At 62.1% G+C, this 26588-nt stretch carries 19 protein-coding genes; 10 read left to right on the top strand and 9 right to left on the bottom strand.

Annotation, left to right across the window (positions count from 1 at the left end; translation table 11 throughout):
• The first annotated feature begins 39 nt into the window (after positions 1–39).
• On the top strand, positions 40–546 hold the full coding sequence (locus WBK23_RS11960; RefSeq protein ID WP_424484173.1) for a disulfide bond formation protein B: 507 nt from the start codon (positions 40–42) through the stop codon (positions 544–546).
• On the opposite strand, the gene WBK23_RS11955 is transcribed toward WBK23_RS11960, so the two are convergent.
• The 7 genes from WBK23_RS11955 to WBK23_RS11925 all read right to left on the bottom strand — a co-directional run bounded on the left by WBK23_RS11955 (position 512) and on the right by WBK23_RS11925 (position 12746).
• Positions 512–2002 carry an efflux transporter outer membrane subunit gene (locus WBK23_RS11955; RefSeq protein WP_424484172.1) on the bottom strand — a complete coding sequence of 497 codons (1491 nt, stop codon included), beginning with the start codon at positions 2000–2002 and terminating at the stop codon, positions 512–514. The genes WBK23_RS11960 and WBK23_RS11955 overlap by 35 nt on opposite strands.
• On the bottom strand, positions 1999–5106 hold the full coding sequence (locus WBK23_RS11950; RefSeq protein WP_424484171.1) for an efflux RND transporter permease subunit: 3108 nt from the start codon (positions 5104–5106) through the stop codon (positions 1999–2001). The genes WBK23_RS11955 and WBK23_RS11950 overlap by 4 nt, the downstream gene beginning before the upstream one ends.
• Complete coding sequence (locus WBK23_RS11945) at positions 5103–8201, bottom strand: MdtB/MuxB family multidrug efflux RND transporter permease subunit (RefSeq protein ID WP_424484170.1); 3099 nt, start codon at positions 8199–8201, stop codon at positions 5103–5105. The genes WBK23_RS11950 and WBK23_RS11945 overlap by 4 nt, the downstream gene beginning before the upstream one ends.
• On the bottom strand, positions 8198–9424 hold the full coding sequence (locus tag WBK23_RS11940; RefSeq protein ID WP_424484169.1) for an MdtA/MuxA family multidrug efflux RND transporter periplasmic adaptor subunit: 1227 nt from the start codon (positions 9422–9424) through the stop codon (positions 8198–8200). The genes WBK23_RS11945 and WBK23_RS11940 overlap by 4 nt, the downstream gene beginning before the upstream one ends.
• Positions 9425–9738: 314 nt before the next feature.
• The gene (gene tpx, locus WBK23_RS11935; RefSeq protein ID WP_424484168.1) at positions 9739–10239 is read right to left on the bottom strand and encodes a thiol peroxidase; all 501 of its coding nucleotides are present in this window, start codon (positions 10237–10239) and stop codon (positions 9739–9741) included.
• Between the two features lie 142 nt (positions 10240–10381).
• The gene (locus WBK23_RS11930) at positions 10382–11725 is read right to left on the bottom strand and encodes an alanine/glycine:cation symporter family protein (protein ID WP_424484167.1); all 1344 of its coding nucleotides are present in this window, start codon (positions 11723–11725) and stop codon (positions 10382–10384) included.
• A 379-nt stretch (positions 11726–12104) separates the two neighbouring features.
• Positions 12105–12746 carry a GNAT family N-acetyltransferase gene (locus tag WBK23_RS11925; protein WP_424484166.1) on the bottom strand — a complete coding sequence of 214 codons (642 nt, stop codon included), beginning with the start codon at positions 12744–12746 and terminating at the stop codon, positions 12105–12107.
• 143 nt (positions 12747–12889) lie between these two features.
• On the opposite strand from WBK23_RS11925, the gene xthA reads away from it, so the two are divergent.
• The 4 genes from xthA (at position 12890) to WBK23_RS11905 (ending at position 16553) form a co-directional block, all read left to right on the top strand.
• Positions 12890–13705, top strand: a complete 816-nt coding sequence (gene xthA / locus WBK23_RS11920; protein ID WP_424484165.1) for an exodeoxyribonuclease III — start codon at positions 12890–12892, stop codon at positions 13703–13705.
• Positions 13706–13809: 104 nt separating this feature from the next.
• Complete coding sequence (locus WBK23_RS11915; RefSeq protein WP_424484164.1) at positions 13810–15192, top strand: substrate-binding domain-containing protein; 1383 nt, start codon at positions 13810–13812, stop codon at positions 15190–15192.
• Between the two features lie 184 nt (positions 15193–15376).
• Positions 15377–16366 carry a TerC/Alx family metal homeostasis membrane protein gene (locus tag WBK23_RS11910; RefSeq protein WP_424484163.1) on the top strand — a complete coding sequence of 330 codons (990 nt, stop codon included), beginning with the start codon at positions 15377–15379 and terminating at the stop codon, positions 16364–16366.
• A gap of 10 nt (positions 16367–16376) precedes the next feature.
• Positions 16377–16553 carry a hypothetical protein gene (locus WBK23_RS11905; RefSeq protein ID WP_424484162.1) on the top strand — a complete coding sequence of 59 codons (177 nt, stop codon included), beginning with the start codon at positions 16377–16379 and terminating at the stop codon, positions 16551–16553.
• Between the two features lie 18 nt (positions 16554–16571).
• On the opposite strand, the gene WBK23_RS11900 is transcribed toward WBK23_RS11905, so the two are convergent.
• On the bottom strand, positions 16572–19820 hold the full coding sequence (locus WBK23_RS11900; RefSeq protein WP_424484161.1) for a DUF1631 family protein: 3249 nt from the start codon (positions 19818–19820) through the stop codon (positions 16572–16574).
• 187 nt (positions 19821–20007) lie between these two features.
• A complete protein-coding gene (locus tag WBK23_RS11895; protein WP_424484160.1) occupies positions 20008–21237 on the bottom strand; it encodes an acyl-CoA dehydrogenase in 1230 nt (409 codons plus the stop codon).
• Positions 21238–21396: 159 nt separating this feature from the next.
• On the opposite strand from WBK23_RS11895, the gene WBK23_RS11890 reads away from it, so the two are divergent.
• From WBK23_RS11890 to WBK23_RS11870, 5 genes are all read left to right on the top strand, one after another.
• On the top strand, positions 21397–22329 hold the full coding sequence (locus WBK23_RS11890) for a LysR family transcriptional regulator (protein ID WP_424484159.1): 933 nt from the start codon (positions 21397–21399) through the stop codon (positions 22327–22329).
• A gap of 282 nt (positions 22330–22611) precedes the next feature.
• On the top strand, positions 22612–23271 hold the full coding sequence (locus tag WBK23_RS11885; protein WP_424484158.1) for a glutathione S-transferase family protein: 660 nt from the start codon (positions 22612–22614) through the stop codon (positions 23269–23271).
• Positions 23272–23339: 68 nt separating this feature from the next.
• Complete coding sequence (locus tag WBK23_RS11880) at positions 23340–23735, top strand: MerR family transcriptional regulator (RefSeq protein WP_424484157.1); 396 nt, start codon at positions 23340–23342, stop codon at positions 23733–23735.
• A gap of 29 nt (positions 23736–23764) precedes the next feature.
• Positions 23765–24928 carry an isovaleryl-CoA dehydrogenase gene (locus tag WBK23_RS11875; RefSeq protein ID WP_424484156.1) on the top strand — a complete coding sequence of 388 codons (1164 nt, stop codon included), beginning with the start codon at positions 23765–23767 and terminating at the stop codon, positions 24926–24928.
• An 18-nt stretch (positions 24929–24946) separates the two neighbouring features.
• Complete coding sequence (locus WBK23_RS11870) at positions 24947–26554, top strand: carboxyl transferase domain-containing protein (protein ID WP_424484155.1); 1608 nt, start codon at positions 24947–24949, stop codon at positions 26552–26554.
• Positions 26555–26588: the final 34 nt, after the last annotated feature.

Here is a 26588-nt window from a genome sequence, read left to right as displayed (position 1 = left end):
GCCACACGACCCGCCTTAGTGACCCTTTCGGAGATTCAGATGTCCCGCCCCGCCTCACTCAAGCCCCTACTCGCCCTGATTGCCCTCGCCTGCTTTGCCATGCTCGGCGGGGCATTGCTGCTACAGCAGCAGTTTGGCTGGGAGCCCTGCACGCTGTGCATCCAGATTCGCCTGTGGCTGCTGTGTGGCGGCGTGCTCAGCCTGCTGATCCTGGCGGCAGAAGCGCTCGGTCTGCGCTGGTTGACCCTGCCACTCTGGCCCCTGCTGCTGGCCGCCGCAGGCATGGCGGTGTACGACAACACGCATCTGGTGCTGATCGAGACAGGTGTGCTTGAAAGCTTCAGCTGCTCGCCCTTCCCCTTCTACGCGTTCTACCTGCCGCTGCATGAATGGCTGCCCAGCGTATTTATGAGCGCCGGGGTGTGCGGGCAGAACGACTACAGCATCCTCGGGGTGTCGTTTACCCACTGGACGCTGCTTAGCGTTGCGCTGCTGCTGGCCTTGAGCCTATTTACTGGCTGGCGGGCATTGCGCCAGGGTCGCTAGTCGGCTCCACCTGCAACTGGGCGACCTGCCAACCGCCACCGAGCGCTGCAATCAGCTGCACGCTGGCAGTCAGGCGGCTGCCGAGCAGGCTGAGGGTGCTGCGCTCATTGCTCAGCGCGGTGGCCTGGACATTGACCACGCTGTTGAAGTCGACGGTGCCGGCTTTGTACTGGTTCTCGATCAGGCGCAGCGATTCGCGCGCGGCCTCCAGCGCCTGCTGCTGAACCACGGCTTCCTGCTCCAGTACGCGCAGTTGCACCAGATAGTCCTCGACCTCGCGGAAGCTGTCGAGCACGGCCTGACGGTATTGCGCCACGGTCCGATCGTAAGCGGCTTCGCTGCGTTCCAGCTCCGCGCTGCGCGCACCGCCATCGAACAGGGTCAGCGCCAGCTGCGGGCCGAGGGACCAGAAGCGGTTGGGCAACTCGATCCAATCGGCAAAGCTGCTGCCGCGATAACCACCACTGGCAGAAATAGTCAGATCGGGATACCAGGCCGCTTCGGCCACGCCGATCTGCGCATTGGCGGCGATCACCCGGCGCTCGGCACCGGCCACATCCGGACGACGTTCCAACAGCTGCGACGGCAAGGCCACGGGAATTTGCGGCAGGCTGGGCAGTTGCTCGCGCACGGCGATACTCAGCTCGCTCGGCGGCACCCCGACCAGCACGGCAATCGCGTGTTCCAGCTGGGCGCGCTGCCATTTCAGGTCGATGGCCTGGGCCTCAGTGCTTTTCAGCTGGGTTAGCGCCTGGCTGACATCGGATTTCGGCACGATGCCGGCGTTGTACTGGTTCTCGGTGAGCTTCAGCGAACGCGTATAAGCGGCCACCGTGGCATCCAGTAGGCGCTGCTGATCATCCAGCACGCGCAATTGCAGGTAGTTCTGCACCAATTCGGCTTGCAGGCTGAGCTTGGCCGCGGCCAGGTCGGCGGCGCTGGCCTCGTAGTCGGCGCGGCTGGATTCCAGGCCGCGGCGCAACTTGCCCCAGATATCCAGTTCCCAGGCGGCATTCAGACTCAGGTCGTAGCTCTTCGAGATACTCGCCGCATTCGAGCCGCTGACGGCGATGCCATCGGAGGTACTCAGGGTGCTGTCGCCACCGCCCTGCCCGGCCCGGGTCACCCCGGCGCTGCTCGACAGCGTCGGGTAGAACGCCGCCCGCGCGCCGCGTACCAGGGCGCGCGCCTGGCGAAACTGCGCCTCGCTGGCAGCCAGGTTCTGGTTGGAGACATTCAGCCGCGCTACCAGAGCATTCAGCTCTTTGTCGTCATACAGCTGCCACCAGCTGTCACGCGCCAGGGCATCGCCGGGTTTGGCCTGCGTCCAGCCTTCGACCTGCTTGAACTGCGCCGGTGTTTGCAGCTGCGGGCGCTGATAGTCCGGGCCAATGGCGCAGGCACTTAGGGCCAGACTGAGCGCCAACAACGTGGGCAAGGCAACTAGAGCTTTCATAACGGGGTTTCCAGAGCAGCGTCGGTGCGTACGCCGCGCCAGCGGTTGATCCGGTGGCGCAGGCGGTCGAAATACAGGTAAATCACCGGGGTGGTGTAGAGGGTCAGCAACTGGCTGAGGACCAGCCCGCCGACAATGGTGATGCCCAGCGGCTGGCGCATTTCCGCGCCTTCGGCGCTGCTCAGCATCAACGGCAGCGCGCCGAGAATCGCCGCCAGGGTGGTCATCATGATCGGCCGAAAACGCAGTAGACAGGCCTGGCGGATCGACTCCTGCGGGCTCAGGTGCTGCTGGCGTTCCAACTGCAGGGCCAGGTCGATCATCAGAATCGCGTTCTTCTTGACGATACCGATCAGCAGAAACAGCCCCAGCAGCGAGATCAGGCTGAATTCGATGCTCATCAACTGCAGGGCTAGCAGCGCGCCGACGCCGGCCGAGGGTAGAGTCGAAAGAATGGTCAGCGGGTGGATATAGCTCTCGTACAGCACGCCGAGGACGATATACACCACCACCAACGCCAGCAGGATCATCCACGGCTGGTTCTGCTGCGTCTGCTGGAAGGCACCCCCGGTGCCACCCATCATGCCTTGCACCTCGGTCGGCAGACCGACCCGGGCAATCGCGTTATCGATCGCCGCGCTGGCCTGATCCAGGCTGACGCCTTCGGCCAGGGCAAAGCCGATGTTTTCTGCGGCGAACTGGCCTTGGTGATGCACGCGATCCTCCTCCAGGCTGCGCTCCCAGCGGGCGAAGCTGGACAACGGTACCCGCGCACCGTCGGCAGTAATCAGCTGGATCTGGTCGAGAGTTTCCGGGTACTGGGCGAACTGCGGGTTGATCTCCATGACCACGCTGTACTGGTTGAGGCTGTCGTAGATGGTCGACACCTGACGCTGGCTGAAGGCGTTGTTGAGCACCGCGGTGATCATGTTCATGTCCACGCCCAGGCGCTTAGCGGCATCGCGGTCGACCACCAGGCGGATCTGCTGGGTGCCTTCGACTTCCTTGACGTCGAGGTCGGTCAGCTCCGGCAGCGCGCGCAGCGCTTCACGCACCGGCGGCAGCCACTGGCGCAGCAGATCGAGATCGCCGGACAGCAGCATGTATTCGGTTTCCGAGCTGCGCCCTTCGCGCCCGCCAATCTGCAGATCCTGATCGGGCATCAGGAACATGCGCCCGCCCGGCACTTTCGGCACCGACTGGCGCAAGCGGTTGATGACCTCCTGTGAACTGGCCCCGCGCTCGCTCACTGGCTTCAGGCGCACGATGATAAAGGCGTTGTTGATCCCGCCGCTGCCGCCGATAAAACCGGCCACACTTTCCACGGCAGGATCTGCCAGTACGGCGCGGCGGAAGACTTCCATCTTCGGCTGCATCACCTGAAACGACAGGCCATCATCGCCGCGGATCATGCCGATCAACTGGCCGGTGTCCTGCTGCGGCAGAAAGGTCTTCGGCACGCTGACAAACAGGAAAATGTTCAAGGCGATGGTCGCCAGCAGGCTGAACAGCATCAGCAGCGAATGGCGTAACGCCCAGTCCAGGCTGCGGCTGTAGAACGCCAGTACCCGGGCTTGTAGCGCCGTGCCAAAGCGTTGCAGCACGCCTGGGCGGTACTCTGCGGTTTCCGCCTTGAGCCAGCGCGCGCAGAGCATCGGCGTGAGGGTCAGCGAGACCATTAGCGAGATCACGATGGCCACGGCCAGGGTGATGGAAAACTCGCGGAACAGCCGCTCGACGATGCCGCCCATAAACAGGATCGAGATAAACACCGCGACCAGCGACAGGTTCATCGCCAGCAGGGTAAAACCCACCTCACGCGCGCCCTTGAAGGCCGCCGCCATAGGCGTTTCGCCGGCCTCGATATGCCGCGAGATGTTTTCCAACACAACGATGGCGTCATCCACCACCAGGCCGGTGACGATGATCAGCGCCATCAGCGACAAGTTGTTCAGGGAGAAATCCAGCAGGTACATCACCACAAAGGTGCCAACCAGCGACACCGGCACCGCCAGCGCCGGAATCAGCGCCGCGCGCCAACGTCCAAGGAAGGCGAACACCACCAGAATTACCAGCACCACGGCCAACAGCAGGGTTTGCTCGGCCTCGTGCAGGGTGGCGCGGATCACCGGCGAACGGTCCATCGCCACTTGCAGCTCGATATTGGCCGGAATCACCGCACGCAGCGCCGGCAGCTGCTCGCGAATACCGGCGATGGTTTCGATGATATTGGCCCCGGTCTGGCGGTTGATCACCAGCAGCACCGCTTCTTCGTCGTTGAAAAAGCCGCTGTTGTAGCGGTCCTCAACGCCATCGGTGACGCTGGCGACATCACCCAGGCGCACCGCCGCACCGTCCTGATAACGGATGATCAGCGGCAGGTAATCGGCGGCTTTTTCCAACTGGTCGCTGGCCTGCACCTGCCAATGCCGCTCGCCGTCCTCCACAGCGCCCTTCGGCCGTTTGGCGTTGGCGTCACTGATGCTCTGGCGCACTTCATCCAGGGCGATGCCGTACTGATCGAGCAGGCGCGGCTCCAGGGCCACGCGCACCGCCGGCAAGGAGCTGCCGCCGATCTGCACTTCGCCAACGCCGGTTACCTGGGCCAGCTTCTGCGCCAGGATGGTCGAGGCCACGTCGTACAGCTGGCCCTTGCCGAGCACCTCGCTGGTTAGCGACAGCACCATGATCGGCGCTTGCGATGGGTTGACCTTGGCATAGGTCGGCATGCTGCGCATACCGCTGGGCAGCAGGTTGCGTGAGGCATTGATCGCCGCCTGCACCTCGCGGGCGGCGGCGTTGATATCCCGATCCAGGTCGAACTGCAGCATGATCCGCGTGCTGCCCTGGCTGCTGCGGCTGTTCATCTGGCTGATGCCGGCGATGGTGCCGAGCGAGCGTTCAAGTGGCGTGGCCACGCTGGACGCCATGATCTGCGGGCTGGCCCCCGGCAGGCTGGCCTGCACGGTGATGGTGGGGAAATCCATCTCCGGCAGCGGCGCGACCGGCAGCAAGGCAAAGCTGACGCCGCCGAGCAGCAGAATCGCCAGGCTCAGCAGCAGGGTAGCGACCGGGCGGCGGATAAAGGGCGCGGACAGGTTCATCGGCTGACCACGAGCCCGGAGGCGCTACGGCCGCTGATGCGCCGCGACAGGCGATCGAAGTACAGGTAGATCACCGGCGTGGTGAACAGCGTCAGCACCTGGCTCAGCAGCAGGCCGCCGACCATCACCAAACCCAGCGGCTGGCGCAGTTCGGCACCGGAGCCGGTGGCCAGCATCAGCGGAATCGCGCCGAACAACGCGGCTAATGTGGTCATCAAAATCGGCCGGAAACGCAGCAGCGCCGCCTGATAGATCGCCTCCTCAGGCTGCATGCCCTGGTTGCGTTCGGCGTCGAGGGCGAAGTCGATCATCATGATCGCGTTCTTCTTGACGATGCCGATCAGCAGGATGATGCCGATGATGGCGATCAGGCCCAGCTCATTGCCGCTCAGTAGCAAGGCCAGCAGCGCGCCGACACCCGCCGAGGGCAAGGTGGAGAGGATGGTGATCGGGTGGATATAGCTCTCGTAGAGTACGCCGAGCACGATGTACATGGTGACGATGGCCGCCAGAATCAGCAGCAAGGTGCTCGACAAGGAGGCGCGGAACGCCTCGGCCGCGCCCTGGAAGCGGCTCTGCACGGCAGGCGGAATGCCGATCTCCTGCTCAACCCGCTCGATCACCGCCACCGCCTCGCCCAGAGCTACACCTTCGGCCAGGTTGAACGACAGGGTCGCGGCCGGGAATTGGCCGATATGGTTGATCAACAGGCTGGCGGCGCGTTCCTCGATGCGCGCCAGGCTCGACAGCGGGATCTGCTGACCATCGGCGGCGGCCACATGAATCTGCCGCAGCGCGGCCGGGCCGATGCTGCCAGCATCCTGGCTCTCCAGCACCACGCGGTACTGGCTGGACTGGGTGTAGATGGTGGAAATCTGCCGCTGGCCGAAGGCGTCGTACAACGCGTTGTCGATGTCGGCGATGCTCACGCCGAGCCGCCCGGCCATATCGCGGTCGATCTGCAGGAACACCTGCAAACCGCGGTTCTGCAGGTCGCTGGCGACATCGGTGAGTTCCGGTTGCTCGCGCAGGGCGCGAACCAGTTTGGGCACCCATTCTTCCAGCAGGCCGATATCCGGCGACTCCATGCTGAACTGGAACTGGGTACGGCTGACCCGGTCCTCGATGGACAGGTCCTGTACCGGCTGCAGGAACAGCTCGATACCCGGCAGGCGCGCCAGCTGCGGGCGCAGGCGCTCGATGATCTGGCTGGCGTCGACATCACGCTCGGCGCGCGGCTTCAGGTTGATCAACAAGCGCCCGCTGTTCAGCGTCGGGTTGTCGCCATCCACGCCAATATAGGACGACAGGCTGGCCACTGCAGGGTCTTGCAGAATGACCTCGGCCAGGCGCTGCTGGCGTTCGCTCATGGCGCGGAAGGAAATCGACTGCGGTGCCTCGGAAATGCCCTGGATTACCCCGGTGTCCTGCACTGGGAAGAAGCCCTTGGGCACCGCCAGGTACAGCACCACGGTCAGCACCATGGTGCCGATGGCCACCAGCAGGGTCAGTGGCTGGCGCTTGAGCACCCACTGCAGACACAGGCCATAGCGGGCGATCATACCGTCGATCACCGCCCCAGCCGCGCGGTAGAAGCGCCCTTCTTCCTCGGGCTTTTCCGCCTTGAGCAGGCGCGCGCACATCATCGGCGTCAGGCTCAGGGAGATCACCAGGGAAATCAGGATGGCCACCGCCAGGGTGATGGCGAACTCGCGGAACAGCCGCCCCACCACACTGGCCATAAACAGCAGCGGAATCAGCACCGCGATCAGCGAAATGGTCAGCGAAACCAGGGTAAAGCCAATCTGCTTGGCCCCCTTGAGCGCCGCATTCAGCGGGGTCTCGCCCTCCTCCAGATGCCGTGCGATGTTCTCCAGCATGACGATGGCATCGTCCACCACAAAGCCGGTGGCGATGGTCAGCGCCATCAGGGTCAGGTTGTTCACCGTGAAACCGGCCAGGTACATCACGCCGAAAGTGCCAATCAGCGACAACGGCACCACGATAGACGGAATCAGGGTGGCCGAGAGCTTGCGCAGGAACAGGAAGGTCACCAGCACCACAAGGCCGATGGCCAGCAGCAGCTCGTGTTGCACGCTGCGCACCGAGGCGCGGATGGTTTCGGTGCGGTCGGTCAGCACGCTGACCTCGACACTCGCCGGCAGCCCTTCAGTGAGGCTCGGTAGCAGTTCCTTGATCCGGTCGACCACCTCGATCACGTTGGCGCCGGGTTGGCGTTGCACGTTGACCAGCACCGCTTCGCTACGGTTGGCCCAGGCGGCCAGGCGCTGGTTCTCGGCACCGTCGATAATCTCGGCGACATCCTTCAGGCGCAGCGCCGCACCGTCCTTGTAGCCGAGGATCAGCTCGCGGTACTCATCCACCGATTTCAGCTGATCGTTGGCATCCAGCTGCGACACCCGGGTCGGGCCGTCGAAGTTGCCCTTGGGCTGATTGACGTTGCTGGCGGTGATCAGGCTGCGCACATCTTCCAGATTCAGCCCCGCCGCGGCCAGGGCTTGCGGATTGACCCGCAGGCGCACCGCCGGCCGCTGGCCGCCGGCCAGGGTGACCAGGCCGACGCCGCTGGTTTGCGCGAGCTTCTGCGCCAGGCGGGTATCGACCAGATCGAACACCTGCGGCAACGGCATGGTTTTCGAGCTGATGGCCAGGGTCAGTACCGGGGTGTCGGCTGGGTTGACCTTGTTGTACACCGGCGGTGCCGGCAGGTCGCTAGGCAGCAGATTGGTCGCGCCATTGATCGCCGCCTGCACTTCCTGCTCGGCAACATCCAGCTTCACCTCCAGGTTGAAGCGCAGGGTAATCACCGATGCGCCGCCGGAGCTGGTCGAGGACATCTGTTTCAGCCCGGCCATCTGGCCGAACTGACGCTCCAGCGGCGCAGTCACCGCACTGGTCATCACATCCGGGCTGGCACCGGGATACAGAGTCAGCACGCGGATGGTCGGGTAATCGACCTCTGGCAAGGCCGACACCGGCAGCAGGCGGTAGGCGATCAGGCCGCTCAAGAAGATCGCCAGCATGATCAGCGTGGTGGCGACCGGCCGCAGGATAAACAGGCGTGAGGTGTTCATTGGGTGCGCGGCGCTCGTTTGCTTTCAGGCGCTGCCTGCTCAGCTTGGGCGGCGACAGGTTTGTCGCCGATCACTTCGACCTTGTTACCCGAACGCAGGCGGTCAGTGCCTTCCAGCACCAAGCGGTCGCCCGGCTTGAGGCCCTGCTCGACCACCGTCAGCTGGCCATCGCTGGCCCCGATGGTGAGTGGCGTCAGCTGTACCTTGTCCTCGCCGTCCAGCACATAGGCGAAGGTGCCCGTGGTGCCAAACTGCAGGGCGGCGGCTGGCATCAGCGTCACCTGGCTGAGGGTTTTCACCCGCAGGCGCGCGTTGACGAACTGGTTGGGGAACAGCAGCTCTTCGGCGTTCTCGAAGCGCGCCTTGAGCTTGATCGTGCCCGTGGCGGTGTCGATCAGGTTGTCGACGCTCTCCAGTTGGCCCTCAGCCAACTTGAGCTTCTCGCTGCGATCCCAGGCCTCGACGGCGAGGGTTTCGCCGGCGCGCAGTTGCTGCACCACGGCCGGCAATTCGGCTTCCGGCAGGGTAAACATCACGGCTATCGGCAGGGTCTGGGTGATCACCACCAACGGCAAGGTGTCGCCGGACTTCAGCAGGTTACCGATGTCGGCCTGACGCAGGCCCAGGCGACCGGTGATGGGGGCGCGAATCTGGGTGAAATCGAGGTTCAGCCGGGCGTTGGCGACCTGCGCCTGCAGGTTCTTGATACCGCCACGGTATTGGTTGACCAGGGCCCGCTGGGTGTCGAGGGTCTGTTTGGCAATCGAGTCTTCGGCATACAGGCCGGTGTAGCGCGCCAGGTCCAGCTCGGCATTGCGCAGTTGCGCCTGGTTCTCCTGCAGCGTGCCTTGCGCCTGTTGCAGGGCAATTTCGTAGGGGCGCGGGTCGATCACCGCGAGCAGATCACCGGCCTTGACCTGTTGGCCATCCTTGAACAGCAACTTGACCAGTTCACCCTCGACCCGGGTGCGCACATTCACCGTGTTGTAGGCGCTGACGGTGCCGAGCGCCTTGAGCTCAATCTGGAAGTCGCCCTGACTGACCGCGGCGACCCGCACTGGGACCGGTCCGCCATCACGCCAAGGCCCGCCACGCGGCGCAGCTGCCGGGCTGCTGGGCCAGAACCACCAGAGCAGCGCAACAAGAACAACCAGCGCAATGGAGCCAAACAGCCATTGGCGCGACAGGTTGCGAGGACGGAGGGCGAACTGTGTATCAGGCATGGCGACGATCACTTCCTTGGGGAGCGTGAACGATATTCACTATCAGCCAGCCTGCAAAGCCTCTTTACCGCCTATTTACCTTTTCCTTACGTAACTAAATATCTGATCCGAATAGAAAATTGTCGGGAACAGTGTTCAACGTCGCGTAGCGACGCGCCTGCAGGGTGGCCGCCAAGGGTGGCAGGTCATAAAAAATGATCGGGAGTCATTTTTAACGTCGCGCAGCGAAGACCCGCAGGGTGGCCGCTAGGGATGGCAGGCCATAAATAAAAACGGCCTGCAGAGCAGGCCGTTGGACAAGCATTCAGCGGGTGTTACTTGAGCGCGGCAATCGCGGCCGCGTAGTTCGGCTCGTCAGCGATTTCACCGACCAACTCGCTGTGCAGCACCTTGTTGCTTTCATCCAGCACCACTACCGCACGTGCAGCTACACCCACCAGCGGGCCGCTGGCGATAGCTACGCCGTAGTTCTTGAGGAACTCGGCACCGCGCATGGTCGACAGGTTGACCACGTTTTCCAGGCCTTCGGCACCGCAGAAGCGTGCCTGGGCGAACGGCAGGTCGGTGGAAATGCACAGCACCACGGTGTTATCCAGCTTGCTGGCACCGGCGTTGAAGGTGCGCACCGAGGTGGCGCAGGTCGGCGTGTCAACGCTTGGGAAAATGTTCAGGACTTTGCGCTTGCCGGCCAGGCTGGCCAGGCTGACATCACTCAGGTCACCTGCAACCAGGCTGAAAGCCGGGGCTTGCTGACCCACTTGCGGCAGTTGACCGGCGACTTCAACCGGGGAACCTTTGAGAGTGACTTGTGCCATGGGATAGATCCTTATCAGTGGAGTTGAGGGGCGGAAAACAAGTAAGGGCGCGAACCCGCCAAATGGCAAGCTCGCAGCCGTTGCAGGGTGGCGAGCATAGCTGACCAGAGAGTCAGACTACCCTGCTCGCCCAGCCGGCACATCAATTTTTTGCGAAGTGATCGCGGGTCAGCTTGACCACCACCGGGCTGAGCAGCAGCAGCGCCAGCAGGTTGGGAATCGCCATCAGGCCATTCAGGGTATCCGCCACTAGCCAGGCAAAATCCAGCTGGGCAATCGCGCCGAACGGCACGGCCAGCACCCAGAGGATGCGGAACGGCAGAATTGCCTTGGTGCCCACCAGGTATTCCCAGCAGCGCTCGCCGTAGTAGCTCCAGCCCAGCACCGTGGTATAGGCAAAGATCACCAGGGCGATGGTCAGGATATAACCGCCGACGCCAGGCATGGCCGACTCGAAGGCCGCCGCCGACAAGGCTGCGCCGCTGGCACCGCTGGTCCATACGCCGGAGCAGATGATCGCCAAACCGGTCATCGAGCAGATGATGATGGTGTCGATAAAGGTACCGATCATGCCAATCATCCCCGAGCGCACCGGGCTGTTGGTGGTACCGGCCGCCTGGGCGATACCGGCTGTACCCAGGCCCGCTTCGTTGGAGAAGATGCCGCGCGCCACACCGAAGCGGATCGCCGCCATAACGGCCGCACCGGCAAAGCCGCCAGTGGCCGCTGCCGGGCTGAAGGCATGGGTGAAAATCAGCTCGAATGCGCCGGGAATCGCGTCGGCATGCACCACCAGCACCACGATCGAGGCAATGATGTAGGCCACGCACATAAACGGCACCAGCGACGCGGCAACCTTACCGATACGCTTGATCCCGCCCAGAATCACCAGCCCAGTGACGACCATGGTCACTACACCGGTGACCCACAGTGGAATGTTGAAACTGGCCTGCAGGGCAGACGCCATGCTGTTGACCTGGACCATGTTGCCGATGCCGAAACCGGCAAAGCCGCCGAAGATGGCGAATGCAGTGCCCAGCCACAGCCACTTCTTGCCCAGGCCATTCTTGATCGCGTACATCGGCCCGCCGACGTGTTCGCCGCGTGCATCCTTCTCGCGGTAATGCACGGCCAGCACCACTTCACAGTATTTGGTGGCCATGCCGACCAGCGCCGTGCACCACATCCAGAACAATGCACCGGGGCCGCCGAGGAAGATCGCGGTGGCCACGCCGGCGATATTGCCGGTACCCACAGTGGCGGCCAGACAGGTCATCAGCGCTTGGAACGGGCTGATCTCGCCGCTTTCGGCGTCGCCTTTCTGGCGGCCTTGCCACATCAGTTTGAAGCCTGCGCCGATCTTGATCAGCGGCATAAATTTCAGGCGCAGCATGAGGAACAAACCGGTGCCGAGAATCAGCACCAGCATCGGCGGGCCCCAGACCACGCCATTGAGTTGGTTGACCAGGGTGTTGAGGAATTCCATGCTCATATCCTTATTCTTGTAGTGAACGCGAGGTGGGTAGCCTTCGCTTATCCGATTGCCGGGTAGGCCATGCTGCTACGCAGAGAACGCGCCGGGTCGGCGCGCCTGCAAACAGCGAATCGGGCTATACCGGTCAGCACAACGACTGCCCAGTGGTTAGCGGCGGTCAGTATATGAAGACGGTGATAGGGGTTTTCACTGTTTAGATTTCAACGCTCAGACGTTTTGAGCAAGGGGCGTAATTTAAACGCGAATTAACTGCCTTAATCCAGCGCTGGCCCTCATAAACATGGCACTTAAGCCTGCGTTGCGTTTAGCGGGTGCGGTCATGTGGTGGCGGCAACTCAAGCTGTCGCCGCCAACCCCACAGATGCCGCGCTCAGGCACTGGCCTTGATCGCCGTTTGCGGGCTGGGATGGAAGAACACGTGCTCGATGATCGGGCCGATGGCCACCTCGCCGATTTCCTCGTAACCCTGGCGCTTATAGAAGTCCAGGTAATGGGCGTTGCCGGTATCGAGCACCACACCCTGCGAGCTGGCATCCTCGGCGCACCAGTTGTGCAGCGCCTCGAGCAGTTGCTCGCCGAGGTGTTTGCCCTGGTATTCCGGGTGCACGCCCAGCAGCGGCAACACGTGATAGGGCCCCGGCGGCAGGCAGGCGATCACCGCGTCGTGGTATTCCAGATAACGCTTGGTGCAGCGGAAACCTGTGGTCAGCAACATGCGCATGCGCCAGCCCCAGCTTTCGGTGATGTCCATGCGCCGTTGCGGCGGCGCGATCAGCGCCATGCCCACCAGGCGATCATCGATCAGCAGGCCGATGGCCGGCAGGTCCTCGCCAAAGTGTTGCTGCACCAGCTCACGCACCGTGGCGCGCACACGCTGGTCATAGCCCGGCCGCTCGGCCTCGAACAGGTAGGCAAAGGTCGGATCATGGCGATAGGCGTGGTACAGCAGCGAACGGGCTTCACGGGCGTAGCCGCCATCGAGCAAACGAACTTCAGCGGGGCTGTTGGGCATAGGGCTGACCTCTGTTTTTATTGGTTTATCGAGCCTTGCGCCACGTTAGCACCGCCGCCCGGCAGCCGCCACAGGCTGGCCGGCGCAGCGACTAATCGGCTAGCATCACCGGCTACCCAGAGCCTCAGTCAGGACTGCCGCCCATGAAGATCGTCTCCTTCAATATCAACGGCCTGCGTGCGCGCCCCCATCAATTGGCGGCGTTGATCGACAAGCACCAGCCGGATGTGATCGGCTTGCAGGAAACCAAAGTCGCCGACGAGCAGTTCCCCGAAGCGGACATCCGCCAGCTCGGCTATCACGTGCACTACCACGGGCAGAAAGGCCATTACGGCGTCGCCCTGCTCTCGCGCCAGGAGCCATTAAGCCTGCACAAGGGCTTTCCCGGTGATGCCGAAGACGCCCAGCGACGCTTTATCTATGGCACCTTCGCCGACGCCCAGGGCAATCCGGTCACGGTGATGAATGGCTACTTCCCGCAAGGCGAAAGCCGCGACCACCCGACCAAGTTCCCGGCCAAACAGCGTTTCTACGCAGACCTGCAACAGTTGCTGCTGAGCCAGTTCAGCCCCGAGCAGGCGCTGGTGGTGATGGGCGACATCAATATCTCCCCCGAGGACTGCGACATCGGCATCGGCGAGCCGAATCGCCTGCGCTGGCTTAAAACCGGTAAATGCAGCTTTCTGCCGGAGGAGCGCGAGTGGCTGGCCACCTTGAAGAGCTGGGGCCTGGTCGACAGCTTCCGCCAGCTCAACCCGGCGGTGAATGATCGCTTCAGCTGGTTCGACTACCGCAGCCGCGGCTTCGAGGATGAGCCCAAACGCGGCCTGCGCATCGACGTGGTGCTGGCTTCCCTGGGATTGCAGGGGCGGATCAAGGACGCCGGCATCGACTACGACCTGCGCGGTATGGAGAAGCCCTCCGACCACGCGCCGATCTGGCTGGAACTGGGCGAGTAACCCTGTACTAGAGCGTTCACCTGGAAAAGTGGCTGTCATATTGCAGTCACTTATTTGTCTTATCGTCGCGGCACTTTCACTCACCCATATAAGGTGTTTGCCGCATGTCGCGCGCCTCCGCTGCCTCCGACCGTGATACCTGGATTCGCACCGTCAGCTTTCTGCTGCTCGGCTCCATCTGCTACGCCCTGCCCTGGTCGGTGTTCGCCGCCCTGCCCATCCCCAGCGACAACAGCAGCGTGCTGCGCATCCAGGGTTCCAACACCATTGGCGCGCGGCTGGGCCCGGCGTTGGTCAAAGGGCTGCTGGAAGAGCAAGGCCTGAGCGCCATCCGCATCGAAGCCGGGAATGCCGAGAACGAGCAGAAGGTCAGCGGCAAGACCAGCGACGGCCGCAGCGTCAGCATCGAAGTCGCCGCCCACGGTTCGGGCACCGGCTTTGTTGCCCTGGGCGATGGCAGCGCCGAACTGGCCGCCTCGTCCCGGCCGATCAAGGACAGCGAGTTGGCCAGCCTGCAAGCCTTTGGTGATCTGCAAAGCCCGGAAGCCGAGCAGATCATTGCCCTCGACGGCCTGGCGATCATCCTGCATCCCGGCAACCCACTCGGCGCGTTGAGCACCGAACAGCTGGCGCAGATCTTTGCCGGCGAGATCAAGGATTGGGTGCAGCTCGGGGCACCGGCCGGCACCATCACGCTGTATGCCCGCGATGATAAATCCGGCACCTTCGATACCTTCAAGGAGCTGGTGCTAAGTGCCAATGGCAAGAGCCTGGCGGCCAGCGCCAAACGTTTCGAGAACAGCGAGAAACTCTCCGACGCCGTTAGCCAGGACCCGGGCGGCATCGGTTTTATCGGCCTACCCTATATCCGCCAGGCCAAGGCCGTGGCCATTGCCGCCGGCAAGTCGCAGCCGATGTTGCCGAGCCTGACCCTGATCGCCACCGAAGACTACCCGCTGTCGCGCCGCCTGTTTCTGTACAACCAGCCGGAGCTGCAGAACCCCTGGGCGCTGGCCCTGGTGAAATTCGCGCACAGCCCGCGCGGCCAGGCGATTGTCGACCAGAACGGGTTTATCGCGCAGACCGTGCAGGCTGTAAAAATCCCGCAGAACCCGGATATGCCAGCGTCCTATCAGAGCCTGGCCAAGGATGCGCAACGTCTATCGGTGAACTTCCGCTTCCAGGAAGGTAGCGCCAACCTCGACAACAAGGCCCTGCGCGACATCAAGCGGCTGATGAGCTACCTGAAAACCCAGGACAAGCTGCGCAGCAAGGTGGTGCTGGTCGGCTTTGGCGATGCCAAGGCCGACCCAGCCCGCGCCGAACTGCTGTCCAAACTGCGCGCCATGGCCGTGCGCCGTGAACTGAACAAGCACGGGGTGATCTTCCGCGACATCATCGGCCTCGGCGATGAGCTGCCGGTGGCTGCCAACACCGCAGATGAAGGCCGGATCAAGAATCGTCGGGTGGAAGTCTGGGTGTACTAAGAACCTGCTTTTAACGCAGCAGGGCCGACGCGCAGCAGGTTGTAAACAGGTTCTAAGGGAAACTGCTGCCGGCCTGCTAACCTTATTCAAGCGTGACGCCGGGCCCCTCTGGCGGTGAGCTCTCACCGTGATGTCGGAGTCACTGAGTTGATACTCAACTTAGGCAGACATTCGAGGTGGCTCTATGGATAGCCTTGCAAGCGTGCTCACGACCCCGCTGTTTGGCACTCCTGGCTGGTTCTGGCTGGCCTTTGCCCTAATCATCATCGGCCTGCTGGTGCTTGATCTCGGCGTTCTGCACCGCGACGAGCATGAGATCGAGATGCGTGAAAGCCTGCTGTTGTACAGCGGCTACTTCAGCGTTGGCGTGGCCTTTGGTGGCTGGATCTGGTGGCAACTGGGCGCGACCAAGGCGCTGGAGTTCTACACCGGCTTTCTGGTCGAACAGTCACTGTCGATGGACAACGTGTTCGTCATGGCGGTGATTCTCGGCTTCTTCGCCATCCCGCGGCACTATCAGCACCGCGTGCTGTTCTGGGGCATTCTCGGCGTGGTGGTGCTGCGGGCGATCATGATTGGCCTGGGCACGGCGCTGGTGCAGAACTTCGAATGGGTGCTCTACCTGTTCGGCGCATTTCTGCTGTTTACCGGGGTGCGGATGCTCTCGGCTCAGCAAGAACAACACCCCGACCTAAGCCAGAACCGCTTGCTGCAGTTCCTGCGCAGGCATCTGCGGGTGACCGAGGATATGCACGGCGGGCGCTTTCTGCTACGCAAACCGGATAAAAAATCGGGCAAGCTCCTGCTGCATGCCACCCCACTGCTGCTGGCGCTTATCCTGATCGAGCTGGCTGATCTGGTGTTTGCCGTGGACAGCGTGCCGGCGGTGCTGGCCATCTCCCAGGACCCGTTTATCGTCTACACCTCGAACATCTTCGCGATCCTCGGCCTGCGCTCGCTGTACTTTGCCCTGGCCGCGCTGATGCACCGTTTCATCTACCTGAAGTACGCCCTGGCATTGGTTCTGATGTTTATCGGTGGCAAGATATTCCTCCACGATATCGTCAAGATCCCAGCGCTGATCTCACTCAGCCTGACCCTGGGTCTGCTGGCCGGCGGGGTGCTGCTTTCCATGCTAAAGACCCGCGACAGCGTCACTGCAGACAAGTCCTAAGGAACGCCAAATGGATGTACAGATCGAAGCGCTGCAGCGGCATGACTGCACCTTGTGGCAAGTGCGCATGGGGCTGCGGAGGCTGACCTTTAGCGAGGAATCGGCGGCTCGCACCTTTGCAGCCCAACTGCATCAGCGCCTGCAGTGGCTGCGTCAGCTCGCCGAAAGCGAGCGCCACGACCCATAAGCATAACCCCGCACCGGTCTATGCCGGCCGATAACAGCCGGAAAGAAGCTCGTCAAACGTCAGTGGCAACTGCACGCCGTAGCCCTGCACATAATCAATCCCCAGCTCCGCCAGGCGCTCGCGAATGCTGACGGTCTCGACGTATTCGGCAATGGTCTTGCGGCCTAACACGTGAGCAATCTCATTGATCGACTTGACCATGGCCAGGTCGCTGGGCGAACACTCGATTTCCTTGACGAAACTACCGTCGATCTTCACGTAGTCCACAGGCAGCCGCTTGAGGTACTCGTAGGAGGAAAACCCCGTGCCAAAATCGTCGATGGAAAAGGTGCAGCCTAGGCGTTGCAGGTAACGCACCAAGTCGGCGGTCTTGGCCAGATTGGCCACAGCAGCCGTTTCGGTCAGTTCGAAACAGATTTTGTCGGCTGGCACCGGGTAATCCTCGAACAGGGCCTCGATAAACTCGAGCAGCTTGTCATCGTTCAGGCTACTGCCGGACAGATTGATCGACAGGCCGCTGCACTGCGTCCAGAGATGCGGATGTTGCGCCAGCTCGCTGAAAATCCGCTTGAGCACCCAGCGGTCGACTTTGGTCATGCGGTTATAGCGCTCGGCGGCGCTGATAAAGTCCAGCAAGTTGAGGTCGTTTTCCATCACCAGCAGCACTTCGTAATGCGGCAGTTGCTTGTCTGTAACTGCCGCCGGAGCAATTTGCTGCACCCGCAGGCTGAGTTCACCGCGCTCGACTATGTCGTCCACTCGCCCGGCGATAGCCAGCAAACCCGTGCGCGCACCGTCGAGTTCATCAACGCTGATATGCACGCGGTTGCGCCCGGACTCTTTGGCGGTATTGCACGCCACTTGCAGGTCGCGAAACAGCGTAATCACATCGTGGCGTTCGTTGGTCAGGACAATACCCAGGCTCATGGTCACGCTCTGGGAATGCCCCTGCCACTCCAGCGGCGCGGCCTCGATGGCGGCTCGCGCCTGTTCGGCAAAGCGACTGGCTTGGGCAATAGCGGTTTGCGGCAAGATCACGGCAAAATCCACCCCGCCAATGCGGGCCAGCGTCGCATTGGCGGGTAACAGGTCAGCCAGCAGGCTGGCGGTTTGTTTCAGGTAGGTATCGCCAGCCAAGGGGCCGAAACTGGAGTTGAGCACGCTGAACTGGTCGATGTGACCGTAAATAAAGGGACAGGCCTCAGTGGTTGCCAGCGCCTGCGCCGCCGCGGCCTCAAAGCTGCGGCGATTGAGCAAGCCGGTCAGTTCGTCGTGGCTGCGCGCGTAAGCAATATCGCGGTACAACTTGCCGACTATGTCTTCCAGATGATCCTGAATCACCCCCTGACCATCGGGAGCAGAGGTGCCAATCCAGCCTGCGGCGAGCTGTTGCATCAGTTCGTGGGCGGTAAAGCTTCCCGCTTCGTGTCCTTGCCGATCGACCAGCACATAGTGATCGCTGGCTGCATTGGCCCAGACCAGTTGCAGGTATTGCCCGTCTTGCGTAAGCAACCAATTACCCTCGCTGAGTTGCTGTACCCGCTCACGCCAGCGCAACTGGGCGGGCTCTACACTCGGCACCCGGACATCTGGCGGCAGAACGGCCACAGCAACCAGCTCAACGGCCTGCTCGCCTAACAACTGCTGTTGCAGTTGCTTGAGCACGGGTGTGTGCCGGTACTGACCAGGCAGGAAGGTATCCATGCGCTTGCGCAGCAACTCCAGCAGGGGCCCGCACTCATAGGCGCGTTCGATGGGGTCGATTGCACAAGGTTCGCCATCCGACTTCGCTTGCAACCAGCCATTGAGCTGATGGATTACCGCTAAACCGGCGAGCAATTCGACACTCTCCTGGCCATAACGCAGCAGTTCATGCACCAGCAACTCGTGCCAGCCGGCATCCAGCCAAGCGAGCAGTACCTTGGGCGCGTGGCTGCCAAACAACCTCGCCAGCTCACGATCGATTTGTTTACGGGCGTACTCCAGGGCATCACGGCCACGGTTGTACTGACGCACGCGGTCGGCGTTATTTCTGTAGGCGCGCTGCTGCACACTCAGCAGATGTTCGAGCTCTTGACTGCATTGGCTGAAGACGCTGCTGTCGCCCTGATAATCCTCAACGATTCCATCAATCAGTTGCTGTACGCGGTTTTCCAGGGCGTGATTGGGCGGCTCGGAAAAGTCGCAAAGGCCTATCAGTTTGTCCAGGGTGGCACGCACCGGGTGGGATGCATCGGCAAATGCGGCGGGATCGAACAGCGCTGCTTGAGCAACTGGAACCATCAGCCGGCGCAGCGCTGGCTTGATCCCGCTGGCGATGATGTGCTCCTGCTCCATGTGTTGGAATAACTCGGACACGACCCCAACGTCGTCACGCTGGCGAGGCGTCAAGACAGCCCCGGCGGCACTCAAACACTGCAAGACCGCCTGACTCGACCAGCCTTCCGGCGGAGGTTTGAGGCCCTGCAGTTGAGCCAGCGCCTGTTGCAGCATCCCAGCATCCTGCACCGGAGTAGCGGCAACCTCTGCGAAACCGTTCAGACCGGCGGCCGACAAGCCCGCCGCACGCAGCTGCTGGATCGCCTGATAAGGCCCGTCAGGATGGCGCGCAGCTCGTTCGCGCTGCCGTTCCTGGGCAGGCTGTACGATCGGATCAATACGGGGCTCGATCTGAAATGTACTGAACAATGTGTCCAGATGCTTAAAGTAGGTTTGCAGGGCGTGGCCCAACTCCCTCGCCGCCACGGCGTAGAACAGTTCTCGGACCATGGGCGGCTGTGCCCGTAGTTGCAGCTGTGACTGCAAGGCACGCAGCATAAATTCGAGTGACAGTGGGTTCTCGCGGTCTTTAGCCGCAGCCCCGGTCAAGGCGTTCAACCTGGCGCAGCTGCGCCACTCCATAACCCCTAGAGGCTCACGCAACTGGCGTACCAGTCGACGCGCCTCGAGCATTTCATCCACTTCCGCATCATCTACCAGCTGCCACTCGCTGCCATGTGAGGGAGCTACTGCCGGCGGTGCGATGCCGCTAGACAATAAGCCTCGGATGGCTTCGATGGTTTCGTCGATGATGCATATGCGCTGCACGCTGCACAAACGCAGAAAGTCTTCACAAGACTGGGCTTCGACATTGCTGCGCGCCGCCAAGCGTTGCTCTTTAAATGCCTCGTTGGACGCATCGATCAAGCCTTCCAGGCAGGGGGCTAAATGCGTGCACACAGCCAGGCCCAATGCATCTACCACTGCAGTGCGCTGCTGCATCTGCATACCGTCCCCCTACATCCTGTAATGGTTCTGTTGCTGCCCTATCACTATAGACCTCATACCGTATCAGGCAGGCCTCTCTGCAGCACCAAGGGCGCACACGCTCAGAGGCGCAAGGTGCGAGCCCTGTTTAGGCCAAAAACGCCAAGGCCCGCATCTGCGGGCCTTGGGTTTTCTGTAGCCGCGGCGGTTAGCGGCTGGCTTTCATCACGTCTTTCGACACGTACTTGCCGATTTCGAACTTGCCGATGGCCGCGCGGTGCACTTCGTCCGGGCCGTCGGCCAGGCGCAGGGTGCGTTGCATGGCATACCAGTAGGCCAGCGGGAAGTCGTTGGAAACCCCGGCACCGCCGTGAATCTGGATCGCACGGTCGATCACCTTGAGCGCCACGTTAGGGGCGACCACCTTGATCTGGGCGATTTCGCTGGCGGCAATCTTGTTGCCCACGGTGTCCATCATATAAGCCGCGTTCAGTGTCAGCAGACGCGCCATATTGATCTCCATGCGCGAGTCGGCGATGTGGTCGATATTGCCGCCCAGACGGGCCAGGGGCTTGCCGAAGGCGGTACGGTTGATCGAGCGCTCGCACATCAGCTTCAGCGCGCGCTCGGCCATGCCGATGGAGCGCATGCAGTGGTGAATACGGCCTGGGCCAAGGCGACCCTGGGCAATCTCGAAGCCACGGCCCTCGCCCAGCAGCACATTTTCATAGGGTACACGGACGTTTTCGAACAACACTTCGGCGTGACCGTGTGGCGCGTCGTCGTAGCCGAATACCGGCAGCGGACGCAGCACTTTCACACCAGGGGCGTCCATCGGCACCAGAATCATCGAGTGTTGTTGATGGCGCGGGCCATCTGGGTTGGTCAGGCCCATAAAGATCATGATTTTGCAGCGCGGATCGCACGCGCCGGAAGTCCACCACTTGCGGCCGTTGATCACCCACTCATCGCCCTGGCGCACGGCGCTGGCCTGCATATTGGTGGCATCCGAAGAAGCCACGCCTGGCTCGGTCATGGCGAAGGCGGAACGGATGGTGCCGTCCAGCAGCGGCTTGAGCCATTGTTCTTTCTGCGCTTCGTTGGCGTAGCGCACCAGCACTTCCATATTGCCGGTGTCCGGCGCGGCGCAGTTGAACGGTTCGGCACCGATCAGCGAGCTGCCCATGATTTCCGCCAGCGGCGCGTATTCGGTGTTGGTCAGGCCAGCACCGAGGGCAGACTCAGGCAGAAACAGGTTCCACAGGCCCTCGGCTTTAGCCTTGGCTTTCAACTCTTCCATGATTGCGGTGGGCTGCCAGCGGTCGCCTTCATTGACCTGTTGCTCGAACACGGCCTCGGCTGGATAGACATGCGCTTCCATAAACGCAGTGACGCGTTCACGCAGCTGCTGAACCTTGGGGGAGTAGGCGAAATCCATGGGCGGCTACCTTCTGACGCTGATTTTGGGGGAGTTCGGTGAAGTGGAAATGATGCTAGATCAGGGCTTAAGATTTATCTAATCTATTCTCGCCGTGTATAAACATTCATCACCGATATATGATCCACTGATACCGACAACCTGCGGAGCGAGCGTGTAATGAATCTGAACAAGGTCGACCTCAACCTCTTTGTCGTCTTCGATGCCATCTACACCGAGGCCAATCTGACCCGTGCAGGGCAGATCGTCGGCATTACCCAGCCCGCAGTGTCCAACGCCCTGGCGCGTTTGCGCGAAACCTTCAATGACCCGCTGTTCGTGCGTACCGCCCAGGGCATGGTGCCCACACCGATGGCGCAGAACATCATCGGCCCGGTGCGCAACGCCCTGCAGCAGCTGCGCATTTCCGTGCAGGAAAGCCGCATCTTCAACCCGGCCCAGGCCAACAAGACCTTCCGCATCAGCATGACCGACCTCACCGAGGCCATCGTGCTGCCACCGCTGTTCCAGCGCCTGCGCCGTATGGCTCCCAACGTGAATATCGAGAGCATGCTGGCGCGGCGCCGCGAAACCACCAAGGAGCTGGCCGCCGGGCGCCTGGATTTCGCCGTGGATGCGCCGCTCAATACCGACCCACAGGTACGCCACGTCAAGCTGATGGAAGACCGCTACGTCTGCGCCCTGCGCCGCGGCCATCCGCTGGCCAAGGACAAGCTCAGCCTCGACGAATACATGGGGCTGACCCATATCCATATCTCCAGCCGGCGTAGTGGCCTCGGCCATGTCGACCTGGCGCTGGGCCGCATGGGCATCCAGCGCAAGATCGCCCTGCGCTCGCAGCATTACCTGATGGCCACCACCGTATTGCAAGGCACCGACATGGCCATGACCGTGCCGGAGCGTTTTGCCCGACGCAACGACCTGCATTACATGGAACTGCCAATCAAGGACATGACACCGCTGGAAACCCACCTGTACTGGCACGAAAGCACCGACCAGGACCCGGCCAACCGCTGGATGCGCGAGCAGATCATCGAGATTTCCCAGCAGGCCACGGCCCAGGAAAAGAAAACGGCAAAACAGCCGGCGTGAGCAAGCCCGCATAACCGCCTGAGCCCTCGGCTCAGGCGCTAACACAGCACGTATCCTCTGCCGATCTGGCCAATACGACTGCGGCACCTACGCTCAGATGTAGCGGGTGCCAGCACTCCTTCGCTTGAGCGGAACAGACTCCCGGCAGAACGCCTCAGCGCTGCATCAGGGTTGTCGATTTCAGGCCAGCCCAAACGACCATTAGCAGGAGCGCTTGCCGGCTATGGCCTGGCGCACGCCTCCGCATCGTCGCGAATGCCTAGAATCGGCAAGGAGTCCCCAATGTCACTGAAACTGTATGCCCACCCTTTTTCGTCCTACTGCCAGAAAGTCCTGATCGCGTTGTATGAAAACGACACCCCGTTCGAATGGCGAGTGCTGGAGGAGGCAGCCCCACAGGTAATGGCCGAGCATGCCGAACTGTGGCCACTCAAACGCTTTCCCGTGCTGCTGGACGGAGACCAGATGCTGGCCGAGTCGAGCATCATCATCGAACATCTTGAGCTTCACCATCCCGGGCCAACAAGGCTGATACCGGAAGATCCGCAAGCGGCCCTGCACGCCCGCTTTCTCGATCGATTCTTCGACAACTACATCTCCGGGCCACTGCTGAAGGTTGTTTTCGACAGCCTTCGTCCTGCCGAGCAGCGTGACGCCTACGGTGTAGACGAAGCGCACGCCCTGTTCGAAACCGCCTATTGCTGGCTAGACCGCAGCATTGCCGGGCGTGAATGGGCCACGGGAGACGCCTTCAGCCTGGCTGACTGCTCGGCGGCTCCAGCCCTGTTTTACGCTGACTGGGTCCATCCAATCAGCGATACGTACGCTAACCTGCGCGGCTACCGTAACCGCCTGCTGGCCAGGCCTTCGTTTGCCCGAGCGGTAGATGAGGCACGGCCCTATCGCTCGCTGTTTCCCCTCGGCGCACCCGATAGGGACTGACTGTCGAACGGTTGACTTCAGGCCATAGCAAGTTTACGTTAACGTAAAGGTAAACTTGAGGCCTGCCCGTGATCACTTACTCCATCTCCGAACTGGCCCGCGAACTGGACATCACCACGCGGGCCATTCGTTTCTACGAAGAGCAGCAGATGCTCAACCCCGAGCGCCGCGGCCAGGAACGCGTCTACACCGCCAAGGACAAGGTCACTCTCAAGCTGATTCTGCGCGGCAAGCGCATCGGTTTCTCGCTGGCCGAGTGCAAGGAACTGATCGAGCTGTACGACCCGGTGCACGGCAACCACAAGCAGCTGCACACCTTTATGACGAAGATCGCCGAGCGCCGCGCCCAGCTGCAACAGCAGCTGCTGGATATCGAACAGATGCAGCTCGAGCTGGATACCGCCGAAGAGCGCTGCCTGGCTGCGCTGGCTGAAACTGATAAAAAACAAACTGTTATCTCCTGAACTTAATTCGAACAATTACAGGCGGAACCATGAGCTACCCATCCCTCAACTTCGGTCTCGGCGAGACCATCGATATGCTGCGCGACTCGGTGTATCAGTTCTCACAAGCCGAGCTGGCCCCGCGTGCTGCGCAGATCGACCGCGACAACGAGTTCCCGATGGACATGTGGCGCAAGTTCGGCGACATGGGCCTGCTCGGCATGACCGTGGAAGAGGAATACGGCGGCACCAACATGGGCTACCTGGCCCACGTGGTGGCCATGGAAGAGATCAGCCGTGCTTCGGCCTCGGTCGGCCTGTCCTACGGCGCGCACTCCAACCTGTGCCTGAACCAGATCCGCAAGAACGGCACGCATGAGCAGAAGACCAAGTACCTGCCCAAGCTGTGCTCCGGTGAGCACATCGGCGCCCTGGCCATGAGCGAACCAAACGCAGGCTCTGACGTGGTATCGATGAAGCTGCGCGCCGAGAAGCGCGGCGATCGCTATGTACTCAACGGCAACAAGATGTGGATCACCAACGGCCCCGACGCCCACACCTACGTGATCTACGCCAAGACCGACATCAGCGCCGGCTCGCGCGGCATGACCGCCTTTATCGTCGAGCGTGACTACAAGGGCTTTTCCCGCCACCAGAAGCTGGACAAGCTGGGCATGCGCGGCTCGAACACCTGCGAACTGGTGTTCGAGGATTGCGAAGTGCCGGAAGAGAACATCCTCGGCGCGGAAGGCGGTGGTGTACGCGTGCTGATGAGCGGCCTGGACTACGAGCGCACCGTGCTCTCTGGCGGCCCGACCGGGATCATGAGCGCCTGTATGGATGTGGTGCTGCCCTACGTGCACGAGCGTCAGCAGTTCAAGCAGTCGATCGGCGAGTTCCAGTTGGTGCAGGGCAAGCTGGCCGACATGTACGCCGGCATGAACGCCTCCAAGTCCTACCTCTACAACGTCGCCAAAGCCTGCGACCGTGGCGAGGAATCGCGCAAAGACGCCGCCGCAGTAATCCTCTACACCGCCGAAATGGCTACCAAAATGGCGCTGGACACCATCCAGCTGCTCGGTGGCAACGGCTACACCAACGAATACCCGGCCGGCCGCCTGCTGCGCGACGCCAAGCTCTACGAGATCGGCGCCGGTACCAGCGAAATCCGCCGCATGCTGATCGGTCGCGAACTGTTCAACGAAACCAAATAGCCTGACGGAGCGCGCCAGATGGCCATTCTGCATACCCAGATCAACACCCGTTCGCCGGAGTTCGCCGCCAACCGTGCGGCGATGCTCACCCAGGTCAACGACCTGCGCGCCCTGCTCGCCCGCGTTCATCAAGGCGGCGGTGCCAAGGCTCAGGAACGCCATACCTCGCGGGGCAAGTTGCTGCCGCGCGAACGGATCAACCGCCTGCTGGATATCGGCTCGCCCTTCCTCGAGATCGGTCAACTAGCTGCCCATGAGGTGTATGGCGAAGAAGTGCCTGCGGCAGGCGTAGTGGCCGGTATCGGCCGGGTCGAGGGTGTGGAATGCATGATCGTGGCCAACGATGCCACGGTAAAAGGCGGCAGCTACTACCCGCTGACGGTGAAAAAACACCTGCGCGCGCAGACTATCGCCCAGCAGAACCGCCTGCCGTGTATCTATCTGGTGGATTCCGGCGGTGCCAACCTGCCGCGTCAGGATGAAGTGTTCCCGGATCGCGAGCACTTCGGCCGGATCTTCTTCAACCAGGCCAATATGTCGGCCATGGGCATCCCGCAGATCGCCGTGGTCATGGGCTCCTGCACCGCTGGCGGCGCTTATGTGCCTGCCATGGCCGATGAAGCGATCATGGTGCGCAACCAGGCCACCATCTTCCTCGCCGGCCCGCCGTTGGTAAAAGCCGCCACCGGTGAGGTGGTCAGCGCTGAAGACCTCGGCGGCGCCGATGTGCACTGCAAGACCTCGGGCGTGGCCGACCATTACGCCGACAACGATGAACATGCCCTGGCGCTGGCCCGCCGCTCAATCGCCAATCTGAACTGGCGCAAGCTCGGCGTACTGAACAACCGTGCGCCGATCAATCCGCTGTACAGCGGTGAAGAGCTGTACGGGGTGATTCCGGCGGACGCCAAGCAGCCGTTCGATGTGCGCGAAGTGATCGCCCGCACCGTCGATGGCAGCGTATTCGATGAATTCAAGGCGCTGTTTGGTGCGACCCTGGTCTGCGGCTTTGCGCATATCCACGGCTATCCGGTGGCGATCCTCGCCAATAACGGGATCTTGTTCGCCGAATCCGCGCAGAAAGGTGCGCACTTTATCGAGCTGGCCTGCCAGCGCGGCATTCCGCTGCTGTTCTTGCAGAACATCACCGGTTTTATGGTCGGGCAGAAGTACGAAGCCGGCGGCATCGCCAAGCACGGTGCCAAGCTGGTCAACGCGGTGGCCTGCGCCAAGGTGCCGAAGTTCACTGTGATCATCGGCGGCAGTTTCGGTGCCGGTAACTACGGCATGTGCGGCCGCGCCTACGACCCACGCTTCCTGTGGATGTGGCCGAATGCGCGGATCGGCGTTATGGGTGCCGAACAGGCCGCCGGCGTGCTGGTGCAGGTCAAGCACGAGCAGGCCGCCCGCGCCGGGCAGAGCTTTTCCGCAGAAGATGAAGCCAAGCTCAAGCAGCCGATCCTCGAACAGTATGAGCGCCAGGGCCACCCCTACTACTCCAGCGCTCGTTTGTGGGACGACGGTGTTATCGACCCCGCGCAAACCCGCGGCATCTTGGGCCTGGCGTTGTCCGCCAGCCTTAACGCGCCGATTGAGCCGACCACCTTTGGCGTGTTCCGCATGTAAGGCAGCGCCCTGCCCCGGATTCTAGAGCGACAGA

Source organism: Pseudomonas sp., from assembly GCF_049653025.1.
Lineage (GTDB): Bacteria > Pseudomonadota > Gammaproteobacteria > Pseudomonadales > Pseudomonadaceae > Aquipseudomonas.
The sequence above is the reverse complement of the archived record's forward strand: the minus strand, read 5'-3'. Positions and strand labels throughout refer to the sequence as shown.

Coding starts and splice junctions, on each gene's coding strand:
- WBK23_RS11960 (WP_424484173.1), top strand. CDS start 40: ATGTCCCGCCCCGCCTCACTCAAGCCCCTACTCGCCCTGATTGCCCTC.
- WBK23_RS11955 (WP_424484172.1), bottom strand. CDS start 2,002: ATGAAAGCTCTAGTTGCCTTGCCCACGTTGTTGGCGCTCAGTCTGGCC.
- WBK23_RS11950 (WP_424484171.1), bottom strand. CDS start 5,106: ATGAACCTGTCCGCGCCCTTTATCCGCCGCCCGGTCGCTACCCTGCTG.
- WBK23_RS11945 (WP_424484170.1), bottom strand. CDS start 8,201: ATGAACACCTCACGCCTGTTTATCCTGCGGCCGGTCGCCACCACGCTG.
- WBK23_RS11940 (WP_424484169.1), bottom strand. CDS start 9,424: ATGCCTGATACACAGTTCGCCCTCCGTCCTCGCAACCTGTCGCGCCAA.
- tpx (WP_424484168.1), bottom strand. CDS start 10,239: ATGGCACAAGTCACTCTCAAAGGTTCCCCGGTTGAAGTCGCCGGTCAA.
- WBK23_RS11930 (WP_424484167.1), bottom strand. CDS start 11,725: ATGGAATTCCTCAACACCCTGGTCAACCAACTCAATGGCGTGGTCTGG.
- WBK23_RS11925 (WP_424484166.1), bottom strand. CDS start 12,746: ATGCCCAACAGCCCCGCTGAAGTTCGTTTGCTCGATGGCGGCTACGCC.
- xthA (WP_424484165.1), top strand. CDS start 12,890: ATGAAGATCGTCTCCTTCAATATCAACGGCCTGCGTGCGCGCCCCCAT.
- WBK23_RS11915 (WP_424484164.1), top strand. CDS start 13,810: ATGTCGCGCGCCTCCGCTGCCTCCGACCGTGATACCTGGATTCGCACC.
- WBK23_RS11910 (WP_424484163.1), top strand. CDS start 15,377: ATGGATAGCCTTGCAAGCGTGCTCACGACCCCGCTGTTTGGCACTCCT.
- WBK23_RS11905 (WP_424484162.1), top strand. CDS start 16,377: ATGGATGTACAGATCGAAGCGCTGCAGCGGCATGACTGCACCTTGTGG.
- WBK23_RS11900 (WP_424484161.1), bottom strand. CDS start 19,820: ATGCAGATGCAGCAGCGCACTGCAGTGGTAGATGCATTGGGCCTGGCT.
- WBK23_RS11895 (WP_424484160.1), bottom strand. CDS start 21,237: ATGGATTTCGCCTACTCCCCCAAGGTTCAGCAGCTGCGTGAACGCGTC.
- WBK23_RS11890 (WP_424484159.1), top strand. CDS start 21,397: ATGAATCTGAACAAGGTCGACCTCAACCTCTTTGTCGTCTTCGATGCC.
- WBK23_RS11885 (WP_424484158.1), top strand. CDS start 22,612: ATGTCACTGAAACTGTATGCCCACCCTTTTTCGTCCTACTGCCAGAAA.
- WBK23_RS11875 (WP_424484156.1), top strand. CDS start 23,765: ATGAGCTACCCATCCCTCAACTTCGGTCTCGGCGAGACCATCGATATG.
- WBK23_RS11870 (WP_424484155.1), top strand. CDS start 24,947: ATGGCCATTCTGCATACCCAGATCAACACCCGTTCGCCGGAGTTCGCC.